18 protein-coding genes and 5 tRNA genes are annotated in these 18,811 nt (G+C 51.0%); 5 read left to right on the top strand and 18 right to left on the bottom strand.

The features are described 5' to 3' along the window. The first annotated feature begins 340 nt into the window (after positions 1-340). Positions 341-1,282 carry a CDF family zinc transporter ZitB gene (gene zitB, locus OGX91_RS10620; protein ID WP_005125430.1) on the top strand — a complete coding sequence of 314 codons (942 nt, stop codon included), beginning with the start codon at positions 341-343 and terminating at the stop codon, positions 1,280-1,282. Here zitB and pnuC read toward each other — a convergent pair. The 18 genes from pnuC to cydA all read right to left on the bottom strand — a co-directional run bounded on the left by pnuC (position 1,279) and on the right by cydA (position 13,047). Beyond that, positions 1,279-1,998 carry a nicotinamide riboside transporter PnuC gene (pnuC, locus tag OGX91_RS10615; RefSeq protein ID WP_286626199.1) on the bottom strand — a complete coding sequence of 240 codons (720 nt, stop codon included), beginning with the start codon at positions 1,996-1,998 and terminating at the stop codon, positions 1,279-1,281. The two genes, zitB and pnuC, sit on opposite strands and share 4 nt — an antisense overlap. Before the next feature lie 26 nt (positions 1,999-2,024). After that, a complete protein-coding gene (gene nadA / locus OGX91_RS10610; RefSeq protein WP_286626198.1) occupies positions 2,025-3,068 on the bottom strand; it encodes a quinolinate synthase NadA in 1,044 nt (347 codons plus the stop codon). A 281-nt stretch (positions 3,069-3,349) separates the two neighbouring features. Continuing rightward, a tRNA-Lys gene (locus OGX91_RS10605) sits at positions 3,350-3,425 on the bottom strand. Between the two features lie 33 nt (positions 3,426-3,458). After that, a tRNA-Lys gene (locus OGX91_RS10600) sits at positions 3,459-3,534 on the bottom strand. Positions 3,535-3,579: 45 nt separating this feature from the next. Next, a tRNA-Lys gene (locus OGX91_RS10595) sits at positions 3,580-3,655 on the bottom strand. A gap of 3 nt (positions 3,656-3,658) precedes the next feature. Beyond that, positions 3,659-3,734: transfer RNA gene (locus OGX91_RS10590), tRNA-Val, on the bottom strand. 36 nt (positions 3,735-3,770) lie between these two features. After that, positions 3,771-3,846: transfer RNA gene (locus OGX91_RS10585), tRNA-Lys, on the bottom strand. Positions 3,847-4,010: 164 nt separating this feature from the next. Then, on the bottom strand, positions 4,011-4,799 hold the full coding sequence (gene cpoB / locus OGX91_RS10580; RefSeq protein ID WP_286626197.1) for a cell division protein CpoB: 789 nt from the start codon (positions 4,797-4,799) through the stop codon (positions 4,011-4,013). Positions 4,800-4,808: 9 nt separating this feature from the next. Continuing rightward, entirely contained in the window at positions 4,809-5,327 is a 519-nt protein-coding gene (gene pal, locus OGX91_RS10575) for a peptidoglycan-associated lipoprotein Pal (RefSeq protein WP_003022983.1), read from the bottom strand. 34 nt (positions 5,328-5,361) lie between these two features. Then, positions 5,362-6,654: a Tol-Pal system beta propeller repeat protein TolB gene (gene tolB, locus OGX91_RS10570; RefSeq protein WP_003022981.1), complete on the bottom strand. Its 1,293-nt coding sequence runs from the start codon at positions 6,652-6,654 to the stop codon at positions 5,362-5,364. 128 nt (positions 6,655-6,782) lie between these two features. Next, positions 6,783-8,039 carry a cell envelope integrity protein TolA gene (gene tolA, locus OGX91_RS10565; protein WP_003022980.1) on the bottom strand — a complete coding sequence of 419 codons (1,257 nt, stop codon included), beginning with the start codon at positions 8,037-8,039 and terminating at the stop codon, positions 6,783-6,785. A gap of 64 nt (positions 8,040-8,103) precedes the next feature. Continuing rightward, positions 8,104-8,532 carry a colicin uptake protein TolR gene (tolR, locus tag OGX91_RS10560; protein WP_005125437.1) on the bottom strand — a complete coding sequence of 143 codons (429 nt, stop codon included), beginning with the start codon at positions 8,530-8,532 and terminating at the stop codon, positions 8,104-8,106. 3 nt (positions 8,533-8,535) lie between these two features. Beyond that, positions 8,536-9,228, bottom strand: coding sequence for a Tol-Pal system protein TolQ (gene tolQ, locus OGX91_RS10555; protein WP_003022976.1), 693 nt, complete (start codon positions 9,226-9,228; stop codon positions 8,536-8,538). Continuing rightward, the gene (ybgC, locus tag OGX91_RS10550; RefSeq protein WP_005125439.1) at positions 9,225-9,629 is read right to left on the bottom strand and encodes a tol-pal system-associated acyl-CoA thioesterase; all 405 of its coding nucleotides are present in this window, start codon (positions 9,627-9,629) and stop codon (positions 9,225-9,227) included. The genes tolQ and ybgC overlap by 4 nt, the downstream gene beginning before the upstream one ends. 273 nt (positions 9,630-9,902) lie before the next feature. Further along, entirely contained in the window at positions 9,903-10,196 is a 294-nt protein-coding gene (gene ybgE, locus OGX91_RS10545) for a cyd operon protein YbgE (RefSeq protein ID WP_048212241.1), read from the bottom strand. After that, positions 10,196-10,309: a cytochrome bd-I oxidase subunit CydX gene (gene cydX, locus OGX91_RS10540; RefSeq protein ID WP_003022970.1), complete on the bottom strand. Its 114-nt coding sequence runs from the start codon at positions 10,307-10,309 to the stop codon at positions 10,196-10,198. The genes ybgE and cydX overlap by 1 nt, the downstream gene beginning before the upstream one ends. Positions 10,310-10,323: 14 nt before the next feature. Continuing rightward, positions 10,324-11,463 carry a cytochrome d ubiquinol oxidase subunit II gene (gene cydB, locus OGX91_RS10535; RefSeq protein WP_005125441.1) on the bottom strand — a complete coding sequence of 380 codons (1,140 nt, stop codon included), beginning with the start codon at positions 11,461-11,463 and terminating at the stop codon, positions 10,324-10,326. 15 nt (positions 11,464-11,478) lie between these two features. Continuing rightward, positions 11,479-13,047, bottom strand: coding sequence for a cytochrome ubiquinol oxidase subunit I (cydA, locus tag OGX91_RS10530; protein ID WP_005125442.1), 1,569 nt, complete (start codon positions 13,045-13,047; stop codon positions 11,479-11,481). Between the two features lie 1,219 nt (positions 13,048-14,266). Between cydA and glmS the strand changes: the two genes are divergently transcribed. Genes glmS through OGX91_RS10510 form a run of 4 tightly spaced genes read left to right on the top strand, consistent with a single transcriptional unit; the run spans position 14,267 to position 18,809 of the window. After that, positions 14,267-14,716 carry a methylaspartate mutase subunit S gene (gene glmS / locus OGX91_RS10525; protein WP_005122530.1) on the top strand — a complete coding sequence of 150 codons (450 nt, stop codon included), beginning with the start codon at positions 14,267-14,269 and terminating at the stop codon, positions 14,714-14,716. After that, positions 14,716-16,110 carry a methylaspartate mutase accessory protein GlmL gene (gene glmL, locus OGX91_RS10520; protein ID WP_040232514.1) on the top strand — a complete coding sequence of 465 codons (1,395 nt, stop codon included), beginning with the start codon at positions 14,716-14,718 and terminating at the stop codon, positions 16,108-16,110. The genes glmS and glmL overlap by 1 nt, the downstream gene beginning before the upstream one ends. 12 nt (positions 16,111-16,122) lie before the next feature. Next, on the top strand, positions 16,123-17,568 hold the full coding sequence (locus OGX91_RS10515) for a methylaspartate mutase subunit E (RefSeq protein WP_040232517.1): 1,446 nt from the start codon (positions 16,123-16,125) through the stop codon (positions 17,566-17,568). Further along, the gene (locus tag OGX91_RS10510) at positions 17,568-18,809 is read left to right on the top strand and encodes a methylaspartate ammonia-lyase (protein ID WP_005122534.1); all 1,242 of its coding nucleotides are present in this window, start codon (positions 17,568-17,570) and stop codon (positions 18,807-18,809) included. Before OGX91_RS10515 ends, OGX91_RS10510 begins: the two co-directional genes overlap by 1 nt. The last annotated feature ends 2 nt before the right edge of the window (positions 18,810-18,811 follow it).

Genomic DNA, 18,811 nt, shown 5'->3' with positions numbered 1-18,811 from the left:
TGCAATCCCTCCAATCTATATCTTCAGTCATAAAGTGTAAACGGGGTTTTACAGTACGAACCGTGTTATCCCAGGGTTATGCAAAAAAACGCAAGAATATAGCGAATAATGAGATCAAAACAGCAAATCACAACTGTAATTGCTTATTTCATTATTATTTTCAAAATTCTGTGCTGGCTATCGATACATATCGTGGATTTTTACCCACTGTAATGTAAGGCAACGCCCAATATTTACGTGGCTGATAACGAGAGAATAGAAGCTCTCCTTTTTAATTTTATCCCCCCAAAAACGGTATGATGTCATACAGTAAAGGTGAGAATAACAAAGGGATGGCACAATGGCGCACACACATACTCATACTTCCTCTGAGCAACCCAAAGACAATAACGCCCGCCGACTGATGTTCGCCTTCTGCATTACAGCGGGATTTATGTTGGTCGAAGTGGTGGGCGGAATACTTTCAGGCTCACTGGCGCTGCTGGCCGACGCCGGGCATATGCTTACGGATGCGGCAGCGCTGCTTTTCGCGCTGCTGGCCGTCCAGTTTTCCCGTCGCCCGCCCACAATACGCCACACCTTCGGCTGGCTGAGGCTCACGACGCTGGCTGCATTCGTTAATGCCATAGCATTGGTCGTTATCACCATTTTAATCGTCTGGGAGGCGATTGAGCGCTTCCAGACACCTCGTCCCGTGGCGGGCGGCATGATGATGGTTATTGCTGTTTCGGGTTTACTGGCCAATGTGCTTGCTTTCTGGGTTTTACATCGCGGTAGTGAAGAGAAAAACCTGAACGTCCGCGCTGCAGCGCTGCATGTGATGGGGGATTTACTCGGCTCGGTCGGGGCGATCATCGCTGCGCTGATTATTATCTGGACGGGCTGGACACCTGCGGATCCGATCCTCTCAATTTTGGTTTCCGTACTGGTGCTGCGCAGTGCCTGGAGATTGTTAAAAGATAGCGTCAATGAATTGCTGGAAGGCGCTCCGCTGGCGCTGGATATCGCCGCACTGCAGCGCCATCTCAGCCGGGACATTCCCGAAGTTCGCAATGTGCACCATGTCCACGTCTGGATGGTGGGTGAAAAGCCGGTAATGACGCTGCATGTGCAGGTGATCCCACCGCACGATCACGATGCGTTGCTGGAGCGTATTCAGCATTTCCTTATCCATCACTACCAGATTGAACACGCAACGATCCAGATGGAATATCAGCCGTGCAATGGACCGGACTGCCACCTGTATCAGGGCGTGTCCGGCCACTCACATCATCACCATTAATGAGACAGCGCGTGGGAACCTCGCTCACGCGCGCTGTTGATCCACATCCTGCTCCCGTTGAGGGCGATAACCGTCAGGATCATATATTCCAGCGACATGGCATATACGCCTTGCAGAGCAAAGATCGCCACGCTGATGACGTTGATGATTACCCACAGCAGCCAGTTTTCAACGTATTTACGTGTCATCAGGATCATCGCCACAATCGACAACACCATCATGCAGGAGTCCCAGAACGGGAAGGCATCGGGTTGCAGTTCAGGCACAGCAACCTGTAATCCCAATGCCTGCATTATGTTGACCGCAATGCGGGTCAGGAACGCAAAAACCGGATCGATATAGACCGACATCAGGCCGATCGCTACCACGCAGGCCGCCAGCCAGCCGATCGCTTTTGGCAACGGCAGCCAGCGAATTTTCAGTTCCGCTTCATGCTGGTTGGTTTGCCGGGACCAGGCATACCAGCCGTAGATGTTGGCGGCAAAGAAAAAAACTTGCAGCAACAGGCTGGCATAAAGCTGGATCTGAAAGAAGATAATCGCAAACAGCGTGACGTTTATCAGACCGAAGACGTAATTGCTGATTTTCTCAAGACTCGCCAGGCCAATACACAACAACCCGGCAATCGTCCCCACGGCTTCGATCCACGACAGATCGTAACCACCCGCGCCAATCGGAATATGTACCAGAATGTTCTGCGTGCTAAAAAAGTCCATCTTTTCCCCCAGAGCAAAAAAATTCATTACGCTCGTAGTGTAGCCGCAAATTCCAACATGCGGTTTAACGGCAACAACGCTCCTTCTCGCAGCGCGTGATCAACATGTATCTCATGCGCCACGCCGCCATGTTCCAGCCCCTCAGCAATCGCCTTGAGGCCGTTCATCGCCATCCACGGGCAATGCGCGCAGCTACGACAGGTAGCCCCCTCGCCGGCTGTCGGGGCTTCAAGTAGCTCTTTATCCGGAACGGCCTGCTGCATTTTGTAAAAAATACCCCGGTCAGTCGCCACAATCAGTTGCTTATGCGGTAACGATTTAGCTGCGGTGATGAGCTGGCTGGTTGAGCCAACGGCATCGGCCATATCAACGATAGACTGAGGGGACTCTGGGTGCACCAGCACCGCTGCATCAGGGTACAGCGCTTTCATGCGTGTTAAAGCCTGGGTTTTAAATTCGTCATGGACAATACAGGCTCCCTGCCAACAGAGCACGTCTGCGCCGGTCTGTTTTTGCACGTAGTTGCCCAGATGTCTGTCCGGGGCCCAGATTATTTTTTCACCTAAACTATCAAGATGCTCAATAAGTTCCACTGCGATACTGGACGTTACAACCCAATCCGCACGTGCTTTTACGGCGGCTGAGGTATTGGCATAAACCACCACGGTACGATCCGGATGCGCATCGCAAAATGCGCTGAACGCATCAATCGGACAGCCCAGATCTAATGAACATTCCGCCTGTAAGGTCGGCATCAGGATAGTCTTTTCCGGGCTAAGAATTTTGGCGGTTTCTCCCATAAACCTCACGCCCGCCACCAGCAGCGTAGAGGCTGAATGCTTTGAGCCAAACCGAGCCATCTCCAGAGAATCAGAGATGCAGCCACCGGTCTCTTCAGCCAACTGCTGAATTTCAGGATCGGTGTAATAGTGCGCGACCATAACGGCATCACGCTCTTTCAGCAGGCGCTTGATTTTTTCACGATAAAATTGCTTTTCATCCGCACTCAGCGGCGCTGGCTTCGGCGGAAACGGATAAATTGCTGCTTCTGGATCAAACATCACGCTCATCTTGCTTTCTCGTTTTACTGGCTTAACGAAATAACCGATTAAAAGCGTGACTCACGCCGTATTCGGTTAGATTTGTTTTATATGCTAAACAAGATAGCGGATTGGCGTAAGAAAGTCACAATAATTGCGTGTGATGAATGCCGGATGGCGACTGACGTCTTATCCGGCCTACGTGAATAGTGTCGTCTGTAGGACTGATAAGCTAAGCGCATCAGGCAAGCAGGTTCGAATCAAAAATCCTGCGCATAGCAAAAAAGCGCCTTTAGGGCGCTTTTTTACACTGGTGGGGCGTGCAGGATTCGAACCTGCGACCAATTGATTAAAAGTCAACTGCTCTACCAACTGAGCTAACGCCCCCATATGGGGTTTACTTCTTTATTCTTTCAGAGATGGTGGGTCGTGCAGGATTCGAACCTGCGACCAATTGATTAAAAGTCAACTGCTCTACCAACTGAGCTAACGACCCGCTCGGATGTCACCTGAAAATTTTTACTCGGAACCACCAAAATAGTGGTGGGGCGTGCAGGATTCGAACCTGCGACCAATTGATTAAAAGTCAACTGCTCTACCAACTGAGCTAACGCCCCGAGTGGTGGGTGATGACGGGATCGAACCGCCGACCCCCTCCTTGTAAGGGAGGTGCTCTCCCAGCTGAGCTAATCACCCGATACTACGCTGGATACTACTTACTAACTGAGTTAGTGGTGGGTCGTGCAGGATTCGAACCTGCGACCAATTGATTAAAAGTCAACTGCTCTACCAACTGAGCTAACGACCCACTTTTGCGCTGCTTTTGGTTTGTTTGATATCCCTTGGCAACGGCGGCATATATTACTGATTTCAGATTTTAGCGCAACAAAAATTTCGATGTAAATTACTCAACTGCTTAGGAATCACACGACACGACCAGAAATAACACGATTTCTGGTCGCATGGTGGTCATTACATCGCGCCAAGACGTTTTTGCGCTTGTTTCGCGCCATCAGTGCCAGGGTATTTAGTGATAACCTGCTGATAAACCGCTTTAGCTTTTGCTGTGTCACCTTTGTCCTGCATGATGACGCCGACTTTGTACATCGCGTCTGCAGCCTTCGGTGATTTCGGGAAGTTTTTTACTACCGAAGCAAAATAGAACGCTGCATCATCTTTTTTACCCTTATTGTAATTCAACTGACCGAGCCAGTAATTCGCATTTGGCAGGTAAGTAGAGTCCGGGTACTTTTTGATGAAGTTCTGAAATGCAACGATCGCATCATCCTGGCGGGATTTATCCTGCACCAGGGCAATTGCCGCATTGTAATCGGTATTCGCATCGCCAGTTTGCGCCGGAGCGCCTGACGAAGCTGCAGCACCGGCATCGGGTGCCGGGGTTGCCGCCCCACTCTGATCGCCAGCCGCAGACTGCGCCGCAGGCGCACTACCGCTGCCAAGATTATTCATCTGCAGCAATATCTGTTTTTGGCGTTCAACAACCTGATTCAGCTGGTACTGATTTTCCTGAATTTGACCACGCAGGGAATCAATATCGGACTGATTATCGGAGAGTTGTTGCTGGAGTTGGGTTAAAAGCTGACTGTGAGCGTTAGAAATACGCTCGAGTTGAGTGACTCGGTCTTCGACCGAGCCTGAGCCGACACTACTGATTGGCGCCTGAGCAAAAGCGGCCCAGGGGGCCGCTATGCCAACCAGTAACGACAGACTCAACAGGTGATGTCTGAAGTTACTGCTCATGCAATTCTCTTAGTAAACCAGTACGGCGCGACGGTTTTTGGCGTAAGCCGCTTCGTCATGACCCAGTACTGCAGGTTTTTCTTTACCGTAAGAAACGATGGAGATCTGGTCCGCAGAAACGCCTTTACCCTGCAGGTACATCTTAACGGCGTTTGCACGACGCTCACCCAGGGAGATGTTGTACTCAGGAGTACCACGTTCGTCCGCATGACCTTCTACGGTGACTTTGTAAGACGGGTTGCTACGCAGGAAGTTAGCGTGCGCATCCAGCATTGCGGCGAAGTCAGAACGGATATCGTACTTATCCAGATCGAAGTAAACGATGTTGTTCTGCTGCAGCTGTTGCATCTGCAGACGCGCTTGCTCTTCGGAAGACATGTTGCCGCTACCGTTTGCATCCATACCAGTGCCGGCACCCAGCATGCCTTCGCTGCCGTCATTGCTGGCGTTCTTGTTAGAAGAACATGCCGCAATAGCCATAACAGGCAGAGCAATCATCAGCCCTTTCAGCACTTTGTTCAGTTGCATTTCAATGATTCCTTTATTAATCAATTATTTATTATCACAGATACGGCGACCAGGCAGGGAATTTAACCTGTCCATCAGTTGCCGGAAGACGCGCTTTGAAACGCCCATCTGTAGAAACCAAATTCAGCACGGATCCCATCCCCTGAGAAGAGCTGTAGATTACCATAGTGCCGTTAGGTGCCAGACTTGGCGTTTCGTCCAGGAACGTTGACGACAGAACTTGTACGCCACCCGCTACCAGATCTTGTTTGGCAATGTGCTGCTGACCATTAGCCGAGCTTACCATTACCATAAACTTACCGTCGCTGCTGACATCAGCATCCTGGTTTTGCGAACCTTCCCAGGTAATACGCTGCGGAGCACCGCCGTTGACGTTAACTTTATACACCTGTGGACGACCGGCCTGGTCAGACGTAAAGGCCAGGTTTTGGCTGTCCGGGAACCAGGTCGGTTCCGTGTTGTTGCTGCGACCATCAGTGACCTGACGGATCTGACCGGAACCGATGTCCATAACGTACAGGTTCAGGCTACCGGTTTTAGACAGGGCAAACGCCAGTTTGCTGCCATCCGGAGAAAACGCAGGTGCACCGTTGTGACGCGGGAACGAAGCAACCTGACGCACTGCGCCGTTGGACAACGTCTGAATAACCAGCGCCGAACGACCACTTTCGAAGGTAACGTAGGCCAGTTTTGAACCGTCCGGAGACCACGCCGGAGACATCAACGGCTGCGGAGAGCGGTGAACGACAAACTGGTTGTAACCATCGTAGTCCGACACACGTAATTCGTACGGGAACTGACCACCGTTTGTCTGAACAACATAAGCGATACGGGTACGGAATGCACCTTTAATACCAGTCAGTTTTTCAAACACTTCGTCACTTGCGGTATGGCCCGCATAACGCAGCCACTGCTTGTTCACTTTATACGTGTTCTGTGCCAGTACGGTACCCGGTGCACCACCGGTATCAACCAGTTGATAAGCAACACTGTAGGAGCCATCTGGATTCGGTGTGACCTGGCCTACCACCACGGCATCAATACCCAGGGCAGACCATGCGGCAGGTTGAACTTCCTGCGCGGTACCCGGCTGCTGCGGCAGGCGAGAACGGTCTAATGGGTTAAATTTACCGCTGTTACGCAGGTCAGCGCCCACGATACCACCGATATCTTCAGGTGCAGCACCCGGCCCTGCCCACTGGAAGGGGACAACACCAATCGGGCGTGCCGAGTCCACCCCTTGGGTGATCTCGATACGTACTTCTGCATGCAGCACCGCTGCCCACAGCATCAGAAAACCAAATGCTACTCGTAATGCCTGCTTCATCATATCTCCCTTATCTGGACGGAACGCCCACGATAATTTAGCAGAATGTTAACAAACTCAAATACACAAAACTACCAGAACTCTGTCTCAACCTTAGACCGTTTCCCCCGATTTCTCAGGGGCCGTTATTACAGTTTAAAGTCCAGTTTGGCATCTTTTACTTTTTCATAAACAGCCTGGCTAGGCGGTTTAGGAATTCTGGCTGTTTTCGCAGCCGTTAGCGCAGCCTGGCACAATGCCGGATCCCCGCCCTCTTCAGTCACATCCAGTAGCAGACCATCAGGCGCTAACTTGATATGTAATACGCAGGATTTCCCTGCATACAAATCGGCGCCATACAGACGGCTCTGAATCGCATTACGAATTTGAGATGCGTAAGCACTGATATCAGCACCAGATGCACCGCCATTTGCACCACTTGTACCACTATCTTTCGCCGGTTGGCCGTTTCCTTTCGCTCCACCACCCGATTTCGGTGCATTCTTACCGGAGCTTAGGTCGCCCAACAAGTCGTCAACGCCAGAGGCTGCTGCAGCTTTTTCGGCCGCAGCCTTTTTCGCAGCAGCGGCTTTATCTGCCGCAGCTTTCTTATCGGCAGCGGCTTTCTCGGCTGCAGCCTTTTTATCTGCCGCAGCTTTTTCAGCAGCAGCTTTCTTGTCAGCGGCGGCTTTTTCAGCCGCAGCGGCTTTCGCGGCGGCGGCTTTTTCTGCTTTCTCAGCGGCAGCTTTTTCAGCCGCAGCTTGTTTAGCGGCTTCAGCCTGCGCTTTCTTCGCTGCGTCTGCGGCGGCCTTGGCAGCCTGCGCCTCAGCTACCTTCTTAGCATCGGCAGCCGCTTTTGCAGCTTCAGCTTCAGCTTTCTTCTGGGCATCAGCAGCGGCTTTCTTCGCGGCATCTGCCGCTTGTTTCGCCTGAGCATCTGCTTTGGCTTTCGCGTCTGCAGCAGCCTTCGCCGCAGCCTCTTCAGCCTGCTTTTGTTGCTCCTGCGCTTTCGCCGCAGCGGCTTCAGCCTGTTTCTGCTGTTCCGCCTGCTCGCGCACTTTTTCCTGCGCCGCTAAACGTTCTTTCTCCAGCTGTTTCAGACGCTCTTGCTCTGCCGCCTGCTTCTCACGAAGCTCCTCGGCCTGCTGCTGCGCCTGTTTCTCACGCTGTTCTTCTGCACGTTTCGCACTTGCCTGCTGTTGCTGCTGCCTGTCGTACTGTTGAACAACAGCACCAGGATCGACCATAACGGCGTCGATGGACGAACCGCCACCGCCGCCGGCTGAAGCATCAATGTGCTCATCGAACGAACTCCAGATCAGCGCTGCAAATAAAATAACATGCAGCACCGCTGAAATAATTATCGCCCTTTTGAGCTTGTCGTTTTGTTCGGTTGCCTTTGACACTCTCGGTTCCCAAAAAACTGTTCGCCTGTTACGCGCTATCTTTCAAGCCAGCAAAACGCCGTCATCAGATTGGCTGCGTCATCAAGCCAACCGATTTTACGCCTGCACTGTGTAACAAGTTCAGCGCTTTAATTATTTCATCATAAGGCACGTCTTTCGCACCACCGATTAAAAATACCGTTTTCGGATTGGTCTGCAGGCGGCTTTTCGCTTCCGCGATAACCTGCTCCGGCGGCAGTTGATCCATCCTGTCTTTCTCAACCACCACGCTGTATTGCCCAACACCGGAAACTTCAATAATGACCGGCGGTTCATCGTTACTGCTGACGGCTTGCGATTCGGTCGCATCCGGCAGGTCGACTTCCACACTCTGCGTAATGATCGGCGCGGTTGCCATAAAGATCAGCAGCAGCACCAGCAGTACGTCGAGCAACGGTACAATATTGATTTCGGACTTAAGTTCGCGACGACCTCGTCCACGCGTTCTGGCCATGGTTTACCCCTTGTTGCTCTCGCTAACGGTAAACGCCTGGCGGTGCAGAATCGCGGTGAACTCTTCCATAAAGTTGTCGTAATTCAGTTCCAGCTTGTTCACGCGCTGATTCAGTCGGTTGTAAGCCATAACCGCCGGGATTGCCGCAAACAGACCGATGGCCGTTGCAATCAACGCTTCCGCGATACCCGGTGCAACCATTTGCAGGGTTGCCTGTTTTACCGCGCCCAGCGCGATAAATGCGTGCATGATCCCCCAAACGGTACCGAACAGACCGATATACGGGCTGATGGAGCCGACAGTGCCGAGGAATGGAATATGCGTTTCCAGCGTTTCCAGCTCACGGTTCATCGAGATACGCATCGCACGGGAAGCCCCCTCAACGACCGCTTCCGGCGCGTGGCTATTTGCCCGATGCAAACGAGCAAACTCTTTGAACCCGCTGTAGAAAATTTGCTCTGAACCCGCCAGGTTATCACGACGCCCCTGGCTTTCCTGATACAGACGCGACAATTCAATGCCGGACCAGAACTTGTCTTCAAACGCTTCGGCTTCACGTGAAGCAGCATTAAGAATACGGGTCCGCTGGATAATAATGGCCCAGGATGCGATTGAGAAACCAATCAAAATCAACATGATAAGTTTAACCAGAAGGCTTGCCTTCAGGAACAAATCAAGGATATTCATGTCAGTCACTGCTTAAACTCCGCGACAATAGACTTGGGAAGCGCACGAGGCTTCATTTTGAGTGGATCAACGCAAACAATCAGAACTTCGGCTTCATTCAGCACGACGTTCTCTGCGTTGACAATGCGTTGCGTGAAAACCAATGAGGTGCCACGCATTGACGTAATTTCGGTTTGGACTTCGAGCATATCGTCAAGCCGGGCAGGCGCAAAATACTCCAGGGTCATCTTGCGCACCACAAAGGCTACACGTTCGGCCAACAGAACCTGCTGACTGAAGTGATGATGACGCAGCATCTCTGTGCGTGCTCTTTCATAAAAAGCGACGTAGCTGGCGTGATAAACCACCCCACCGGCATCAGTGTCTTCATAATAGACACGAACCGGCCATCGGAAAATATACTTATTCATTCTTACTGCCTCTTTGTTGGCTTTGCCCACTCACACCGGTCGCTTAACTTTGTAAGCTCCTGGTGACTCGCGTTCTTGCCGCCGCGATGCATCAAGAATGTCGTTGTATATCGCGCTGTCTTCACTTTACATCCCGGTAATGCAATTAGGTTAGTGCTTTCAAACTTCGCTACTATACGCGCGGGAATGGTGCTTTGGAATGGGGGAAAGTAAACGGAGAGTAAAAAATTATGGGCTTATGCAAGCCCATAAATATTTAAGGATGTTTCTTATTCAAAAGAAGAAGAAAATCAGACCAACAACGAGGACGATATCTGCGATCAGCGGGCAGAAGATGCCCTGCCAATGTACGGCGCGAGGACGGAAGCCAACGCCGTGAATGATGCCTGCGCAGACCGCCCACATCAGCAGAAAACCATGCCAGATTTCAAGCGTACTGGTTTTGGCCGCGAAACGTGACGGATCCCAGAATATGCAGCCGGCCAACACGATTGCCAGCACAAAGGAAAGCGCCCGCAAGGGGCGCTTGTCCATCGCGTTGTATACCATCGCGATAATGTTGATCATCAACTATCTTCTTGTCCGGCCTTGCCTGATTCAACGTGCTCAAGCGCCAGCGCTGTGATTATCCCAAATGCACAGGCAAGAAGCGTTCCCAAAATCCATGCGAAATACCACATTTTAAGCTCCTTACTTAGTACAGAGAGTGGGTGTTGCTTTCAATATCTTCTTTGGTGATGCGACCAAACATCTTCCAGTAACACCAGCCGGTGTACAGCAGAATGATCGGTACGAACACACAAGCTACATACGTCATCAGATTCAGCGTCAGCTGGCTGGACGTTGCATCCCACATGGTCAGACTCGCATTCATCATGGTGCTGGATGGCATCACAAACGGGAACATTGCGATACCGGCAGTCAGGATGATGCAGGCTAACGTCAGTGAGGAGAAGATGAACGCCCAGGCCCCTTTCTCCATACGAGAAGTCAGAATGGTCAGCAGCGGCAGAACCACGCCCAGAGCAGGAACCAGCCACAGAATAGGTGCATTGTTAAAGTTCACCATCCATGCGCCCGCTTCACGTGCCACTTCTTTGGTCATCGGGTTAGAGGCGGCGTGGTGATCCAGAGCGGAAGTCACAACATAACCATCAATACCGTAAATAACCCAAACGCCGGCCAGTGCGAAGCAAACCAGAGTCACCAGCGCCGCAACCTGTGAGGTGGTACGTGCACGCAGGTGTAGCTCGCCCACGGTACGCATCTGAAGATAGGTGGCGCCCTGAGTGATGATCATCCCTACGCTCACAACCCCTGCCAGCAGACCAAACGGATTCAGCAACTGGAAGAAGTTACCGGTGTAGTACAAGCGCATGTACTCATCCATGTGGAACGGAACACCTTGCAGCAGGTTGCCAAACGCAACACCGATAACCAGCGGCGGAACGAAGCTACCAATGAAGATGCCCCAGTCCCACATGTTGCGCCAGCGCATATCTTCAATCTTGGAGCGGTAATCGAAACCGACCGGACGGAAGAACAAAGACGCCAGTACCAGGATCATCGCCACATAGAAACCGGAGAACGCAGCGGCATACACCATCGGCCAGGCAGCGAACAGTGCGCCACCCGCGGTGATGAGCCAAACCTGGTTACCGTCCCAGTGCGGGGCGATGGAGTTAATCATAATTCGACGCTCGGTATCATTACGACCGAGGAAACGGGTGAGCATGCCCACCCCCATGTCGAAGCCATCAGTGACCGCAAAACCAATCAGCAGAATGCCAACCAGCAGCCACCAGATAAAACGCAATACTTCATAATCGATCATTTGACGACTCCTGTCTTAGCGTGCCGGCTGAGAAGTCACGGTGGACTGCTCGTAGTGATAACGACCGGTTTTCAGGCTACTCGGCCCAAGGCGTGCGAACTTGAACATCAGATACAGTTCAGCCACCAGGAACAGGGTATACAGGCCGCAAATCAACAGCATCGAGAAGATGAGGTCGCCAGCGGTCAGCGAAGAGTTCGCTACGGCTGTTGGTAACACTTCACCAATTGCCCACGGTTGACGACCGTACTCTGCGACAAACCAACCGGATTCAATGGCAATCCACGGCAGCGGAATCGCATACAGCGCGGTGCGCAGCAGCCATTTTTTCTCGCCGATACGATTACGAATCACGGTCCAGAAGGACACAGCAATGATAGCCAGCATCAGGATGCCGCACGCCACCATAATACGGAATGCGAAGTACAGCGGTGCAACACGAGGGATAGAGTCTTTCGTGGCTTGCTGAATTTGCGCTTCGGTCGCGTCGGTGACGTTGTCCGTGTAGCGTTTCAGCAGCAGACCATAACCCAGATCTTTCTTCATGCTGTTGAACTGGTCGCGAACAGCCTGATCGGTACTACCAGCACGCAGTTCTTCCAGCAGTTGATACGCTTTCATGCCGTTACGAATACGCTCTTCGTGCTGCACCATCAGGTCTTTCAGACCAATGACCGGTGTATCAACGGAGCGGGTAGCAATGATGCCCAAAGCATAAGGAATTTGAATCGCAAAATGGTTTTCCTGCGCATCCTGGTCCGGAATACCGAACAGCGTAAAGGATGCCGGTGCAGGTTGGGTTTCCCACTCGGCTTCAATAGCAGCAAGTTTGGTTTTCTGCACGTCGCCCATTTCGTAACCAGATTCATCACCGAGAACGATAACAGACAAAATGGCAGCCATACCAAAGCTGGCGGCGATAGCAAAAGAACGTTTAGCAAACGCGAAGTCACGGCCGCGCAGCATATAGTAGGAGCTGATACCCAGAACGAACATCGCGCCACAAACATAACCAGAAGCCACAGTGTGAACAAATTTCACCTGAGCAACCGGGTTGAGCACCAGTTCAGAGAAGCTCAGCATCTCCATACGCATGGTTTCAAAGTTGAAATCCGCAGCGATTGGGTTTTGCATCCAGCCGTTCGCAACCAGAATCCACAGTGCGGACAGGTTTGAACCTAAGGCCACCAGCCAGGTGACGCACATATGCTGGACTTTACCCAAACGGTCCCAGCCGAAGAAGAACAGACCTACAAAGGTGGATTCGAGGAAGAAGGCCATCAAACCTTCAATCGCCAGCGGCGCACCGAAAATATCCCCTACATAGTGGGAATAGTAAGACCAGTTAGTCCCGAACTGGAACTCCATGGTCAGACCGGTTGCCACACCCAGAGCGAAGTTGATACCAAACAACTTGCCCCAGAACTTGGTCATATCTTTATAAATCTGTTTGCCGGAAAGGACGTAGACCGTTTCCATGATGGCCAACAAGAACGCCATACCGAGCGTCAGTGGCACAAACAGGAAGTGGTACATCGCGGTCAAGGCAAACTGTAAGCGCGACAGTTCGACTATATCTAACATCATGACTCCTTGCTCATCGCATGAAGACTCCGAGAGTGAACCCCGTTAGAAAGGGTCACACGCATGCCCCAATACAAATTTATTTGCTTCCTTCCGCCGCTGCTCTTTCTTCTCATTTGAAGAAAGGACAATGATGGAAAAGTTACAAACATGTTAATAAAACACTCAAATTGATCCCGCAATTATATTACGCCGTAAAATCCTTACAATAAACAGGTTTTTATCGAGGTAAATTTGCATTTTTCGATAGTGATCAATTTATAGCTAATTTATCACCTTCAGACCAATTTGATCTGCAGCAATTTAACCTCATTTGATGATGTTTACCAAGTTTTAAACATTGATTTAAATCAATTTTCAATTTTAATGTTAATAGTGTTTATCACTAGTGCAACTAGTGAACATCATGTTAACAATATGTTTTTCAATGAGTAATTGCCGTTACTACAAATGATAGAATATTTATTTAAATCTACACGATCTTTTAACCAGTGGGGGGGACAAAATTATGGACAGATAAAGAGTCACTATTGCTGGGTAGCTCACAGTTTTTTGTTTAGCAAGCTCCGTAGCCATTATTTAATACAAATAATTAATTTTAATTTCACTTATAATTAACACCACAATGTAACTATCTCAACTGGAAGCGAAGCGGCAAGCATTGACCGACGCCCTGAGGTTTGGCGATCTCCCTGCAGAGACCCGCCGTTTCGCTTAAATCATCACTGTAAGTTATCACTCCAACCACAACATCGCTTCTACGACAAAGAATGAATATATTCCAAACAATTCATTATCATTTTTATCTTAAATTTAACAAAAAATATTTACGACATATAAGATTAATAAATAAAAAACCGTTATGTCGTTCACAAGTTATTTAGCGAATATCATTTTCGAAATTATTAAAAACGCCCCTAATAAAGCCTGCACCACAAAATAAGATTTCGATCACAAACATCGCAAGTGGTTTATTAGGCAATTCGCTAATAAATAAAATAACCAATGTAAATAAATTTATAACATACTGATTTAAATGAATTTTTATGAAAATAAAATATAACAATCGTTTTATGCAGGATATTTTGAAAATAGATCAATTGCTTCCTTTTCCGCTTCCACTGAAACTCCAAACCTATTAAGAGGTTGTCACAATCCATGTTCTAAATATTAGAAATATTTTTTACTTATTGACCATCAGCCCTACAGAGGATTACCCATGAAGAAATCTACACTTGTTATTGGCGTCATCGGTGCTGACTGCCATGCAGTAGGCAATAAAGTTCTGGATCGCGTTTTTACTGCTCATGATTTTCACGTAATCAACCTCGGGGTGATGGTGAGCCAGGATGAATATATTGATGCCGCAATTGAAACAGGCGCCGATGCCATCGTGGTGTCCTCCATCTACGGCCACGGCGACATTGACTGCCTCGGACTGCGTGAGCGCTGCATCGAACGTGGCCTCGGCGACATCCTGTTGTATGTCGGCGGCAACCTGGTCGTAGGTAAACATGACTTCGCCGATGTGGAAGTGAAGTTTAAAGAGATGGGATTTAACCGCGTCTTCGCACCGAGCCACGACCTGGAAGATGTCTGCGCGCTTATCACTAATGATATTCACCAACACAAAGGCCTCGAGCAGCGTTGCCTGGAAGAGGCCATCTGATGCAAACAGTTTCTGTCGATATCGGCTCGACATGGACCAAGGCAGCCCTCTTCGCCCATGAAGGTGAGGAATTAACCCTGGTAAACCATGTCCTGACCCCAACCACCACACATCATCTGGCAGACGGTTTTTTTGCCAGCCTGAATCAGGTGCTGAACGTTGCCGATGCTCGCCCGTTACTGAAAAGTGGTGAAGTGCAGTTGAAATACTCCTCCTCGGCCAAAGGTGGACTTGCCGTAGCAGCAATGGGGCTGGTGCCTTCCATTACGCTGGAATCGGCAAAAGTTACCGCCCATTCGGCGGGAGCGAAAATCGCGCAATATTATTCGTACAAGCTGAACCGTCATGACATCCAGGAGCTGGAATCATCACCACCAGATATTCTGTTGTTTACCGGCGGTACAGACGGCGGTGAAGAAAGCTACGGCCTGGCGAATGCGCACGCGCTGGCAGGTTCAAAGCTTGATTGCGCCATTATCTACGCCGGAAACCGGGACATTCAGGACGAAATACAAACGATTCTGGGACACAAAGATCTGACCACGGTAGACAACATTCTTCCTGACCTCGATCACCCGAATCCGTTTGCCGCGCGCCAGGCGATTTGCGATGTGTTCTTGTCACGCATTGTCAAAGGTAAAGGTCTGGACGTCATTGTCGGCGAAACAGGCGAAGAGCCAATGCCGACGCCATGGACGGTCTATGAGTTAGTCAAAGCCATTAGCGATTACGACAACGCATGGAAGGAGTTCATGCTGATTGATATGGGCGGAGCCACCACGGATGTCTATTCGGCCAGCGCGAATACCCTCTCCCCCGACACTGTCCTGCATGGTGTTCCTGAACCGTTCGTCAAACGTACCGTTGAAGGTGACCTGGGCATGCGCGTTTCCGCCGTCGTGGTGGGAGAAAGCACGCAGGATATGGTGAAAGTTGTTTTCGCCCAACAGCCACAACGTGAGGAGGCGTTTTATCGCTACCTGCGTCATCTGGTTGGGCAGCCGGACTACCTGCCGGTCAACGCGGAAGAGAAATATTTCGACACTCTGTTAGCCGGTTTGTGCGTGGGCTATGCCACTGAGCGCCACGCGGGCACTAAGAAGCAGGTTTGCACCTGCGTCGGTAACGTGGATTTACAGATGGGTCGCGATCTCACCACCGTACGCAAAGTCGTCGGTTCAGGTGGATGGCTCTCTCGTGCCAGCCAGTTCGATATCCATAACTGGCTTAAATACCGGGAGCTGGACGACCAGGGTAAAAGAATTCTGTTACCGAATCAGTTTGAGTATTACCGCGATTCATATGGCCTGCTCCCGCTACTGGCAAATGTCGCCAGGCTGTACCCGCAAGCCGCTGCTCGCACCAGCATTCAGTGTTTAACCCTACAAAACTAAAGGCAGCTACGAATGGAACTTCGAAATAAAAAATTGACCCACGACGAATTCATGACCGAAAGGCACCAGGTATTGCAAACCTGGGAAACCGGCAAAGACGTTGAGAACTTCGAAGATGGCGTGAAGTACCAGCAATCAATTCCAGATTCAAAACGCTTCTCCCTCGCGCTGTTGAAGGCCGATCAAGAAGGTAAAACACTGAGCCAGCCGCGTGCAGGCGTCGCACTCATGGATGAGCATATCGAGCTGCTTAAAACATTGCAGGAAGAATGTGACCTCCTGCCAAGTACCATCGATGCCTACACCCGTCTGAACCGCTATGAAGAAGCAGCTGTCGGGATCCAAAAATCTATCGAGGCGGGCACCTCCAAACTGAATGGTTTACCCGTCGTCAATCATGGGGTTGCTGCCTGCCGCCGTATGACTGAGTCGCTGGAAAAACCAATCCAGGTCCGCCACGGTACGCCAGATGCACGTCTGCTGGCAGAAATCGCCATGGCCAGTGGCTTCACCAGCTACGAAGGCGGCGGTATCTCCTACAACATCCCTTACGCCAAACGCGTCACCCTGGAAAAATCCATTCGTGACTGGCAGTACTGTGATCGCCTGATGGGACTGTACGAAGAAAATGGTATTCGCATCAACCGTGAACCGTTTGGCCCATTGACTGGCACCCTGATCCCCCCGTTTATGTCCCACTCGGTAGCGATTATCGAAGGTCTGCTGGCACTGGAACAAGGCGTGAAGTCCATTACCGTCGGCTACGGCCAGGTCGGTAGTTTGACTCAGGATATCGCCGCCATTCAGGCGCTGCGTGAACTGTCCCACGAATACTTCCATAACCATGGCTTCGACGATTACGAACTGAGTACCGTTTTCCACCAGTGGATGGGCGGATTCCCGGAAGATGAAGCGAAAGCCTTCTCCGTTATCGCCTGGGGTGCGGCGGTTGCCGGTATGTCCGGTGCCACAAAAGTGATCACCAAAAGCCCGCACGAAGCGTTCGGTATCCCAACGGCTGCAGCCAACGCCCAGGGACTGAAAGCGTCACGCCAGATGCTCAACATGGTCAGCGACCAGAAATTCCCGCAATGCGCTGCCGTCGAACAGGAAGTTGATCTGATTAAGAGCGAAGTCCGCGCAGTGCTGAAAAAAGTCTTCGAACTGGGCAATGGCGACATTGCGCGCGGCACGGTGCTGGCCTTTGAAGCTGGCGTACTGGATGTACCGTTCGCACCTGCCGCTTGCAACGCAGGCAAAATTCTGCCGGTGCGCGATAACACAGGTGCTATCCGTATTCTCGAAGCCGGTGCGGTTCCGCTGCCGAAAGATATTCTCGCCCTGCACCACGACTATGTCGCAGAGCGCGCACATTTTGAAGGCCGCAAGCCTTCTTTCCAGATGGTCATTGATGACATCAACGCCGTATCCCACAGTAAATTAATAGGAAGACCATAATGAAAATCAAAAAGGCCCTTTTCACCGCTGGCTACTCCTCATTTTATTTTGACGATCAGCAGGCCATCAAAAATGGCGCCGGTCATGACGGGTTTATCTATACCGGCGATCCGGTAACACCTGGATTTACCTCTGTTCGTCAAGCGGGTGAATGCGTTTCCGTGCAACTGATTCTGGAAAATGGCGCGGTAGCGGTGGGCGATTGTGCAGCGGTGCAGTACTCAGGTGCAGGTGGCCGTGATCCGCTATTCCTGGCAGAAAATTTCATTCCGTTCCTCAACGATCACATCAAACCGCTGCTGGAAGGCCGTGACGTTGATGCGTTCCTGCCGAACGCCCGTTTCTTTGACCAACTGCGTATTGACGGCCATCTGCTGCATACCGCCGTTCGTTATGGTCTGTCTCAGGCACTGCTTGACGCGGCGGCGCTGGCCACCGGTCGTCTGAAAACTGAAGTGGTTTGCGATGAATGGCAACTGCCGTGCGTGCCGGAAGCCATTCCATTATTTGGCCAGAGCGGCGATGACCGTTATATCGCCGTTGACAAGATGATCCTCAAAGGTGTGGACGTTCTGCCGCATGCGCTGATCAACAACGTGGAAGAGAAGCTGGGCTTTAAAGGCGAAAAACTGCGTGAGTATGTACGTTGGTTGTCCGACCGCATCTTAAGCCTGCGCACCAGCGAACGTTATCACCCAACGCTGCATATTGATGTGTACGGCACGATCGGTCTGATCTTCGATATGGATCCCGTGCGCTGCGCCGAATACATCGCCAGCCTGGAAGCCGAAGCTCAGGGCCTGCCGCTGTATATCGAAGGGCCGGTAGATGCCGGTAACAAGCCGGATCAGATCCGCATGTTGACCGCTATCACCAAAGAGCTGACCCGTCTGGGTTCCGGCGTGAAAATTGTCGCCGACGAATGGTGTAACACCTATCAGGATATCGTGGACTTTACCGATGCGGGCAGCTGCCACATGGTACAGATCAAAACCCCTGATCTTGGCGGCATTCATAACATTGTTGATGCAGTGTTGTACTGCAACAAACATGCCATGGAAGCCTACCAGGGCGGTACCTGTAACGAAACCGAGATCAGCGCCCGCACCTGCGTACACGTGGCGCTTGCCGCGCGTCCGATGCGTATGCTGGTCAAACCTGGCATGGGATTCGATGAAGGTCTCAACATCGTGTTTAACGAGATGAATCGCACCATCGCGTTGTTGCAAACTAAGGATTAAGA

Source organism: Citrobacter sp. Cpa228 (genome assembly GCF_030333085.1).
GTDB lineage: Bacteria > Pseudomonadota > Gammaproteobacteria > Enterobacterales > Enterobacteriaceae > Citrobacter > Citrobacter pasteurii.
This window is presented reverse-complemented; position numbering and strand designations above follow the sequence as displayed.

What these genes read in the sequence shown, in the direction of transcription:
- pnuC (WP_286626199.1), bottom strand. Translation starts at nt 1,998, where the DNA reads ATGGACTTTTTTAGCACGCAGAACATTCTGGTACATATTCCGATTGGC.
- ybgC (WP_005125439.1), bottom strand. Translation starts at nt 9,629, where the DNA reads ATGAATAAGTATATTTTCCGATGGCCGGTTCGTGTCTATTATGAAGAC.
- OGX91_RS10515 (WP_040232517.1), top strand. Translation starts at nt 16,123, where the DNA reads ATGGAACTTCGAAATAAAAAATTGACCCACGACGAATTCATGACCGAA.
- tolR (WP_005125437.1), bottom strand. Translation starts at nt 8,532, where the DNA reads ATGGCCAGAACGCGTGGACGAGGTCGTCGCGAACTTAAGTCCGAAATC.
- glmS (WP_005122530.1), top strand. Translation starts at nt 14,267, where the DNA reads ATGAAGAAATCTACACTTGTTATTGGCGTCATCGGTGCTGACTGCCAT.
- tolB (WP_003022981.1), bottom strand. Translation starts at nt 6,654, where the DNA reads ATGAAGCAGGCATTACGAGTAGCATTTGGTTTTCTGATGCTGTGGGCA.
- ybgE (WP_048212241.1), bottom strand. Translation starts at nt 10,196, where the DNA reads ATGATCAACATTATCGCGATGGTATACAACGCGATGGACAAGCGCCCC.
- cydX (WP_003022970.1), bottom strand. Translation starts at nt 10,309, where the DNA reads ATGTGGTATTTCGCATGGATTTTGGGAACGCTTCTTGCCTGTGCATTT.
- OGX91_RS10510 (WP_005122534.1), top strand. Translation starts at nt 17,568, where the DNA reads ATGAAAATCAAAAAGGCCCTTTTCACCGCTGGCTACTCCTCATTTTAT.
- zitB (WP_005125430.1), top strand. Translation starts at nt 341, where the DNA reads ATGGCGCACACACATACTCATACTTCCTCTGAGCAACCCAAAGACAAT.
- cydB (WP_005125441.1), bottom strand. Translation starts at nt 11,463, where the DNA reads ATGATCGATTATGAAGTATTGCGTTTTATCTGGTGGCTGCTGGTTGGC.
- pal (WP_003022983.1), bottom strand. Translation starts at nt 5,327, where the DNA reads ATGCAACTGAACAAAGTGCTGAAAGGGCTGATGATTGCTCTGCCTGTT.
- cydA (WP_005125442.1), bottom strand. Translation starts at nt 13,047, where the DNA reads ATGTTAGATATAGTCGAACTGTCGCGCTTACAGTTTGCCTTGACCGCG.
- nadA (WP_286626198.1), bottom strand. Translation starts at nt 3,068, where the DNA reads ATGAGCGTGATGTTTGATCCAGAAGCAGCAATTTATCCGTTTCCGCCG.
- cpoB (WP_286626197.1), bottom strand. Translation starts at nt 4,799, where the DNA reads ATGAGCAGTAACTTCAGACATCACCTGTTGAGTCTGTCGTTACTGGTT.
- glmL (WP_040232514.1), top strand. Translation starts at nt 14,716, where the DNA reads ATGCAAACAGTTTCTGTCGATATCGGCTCGACATGGACCAAGGCAGCC.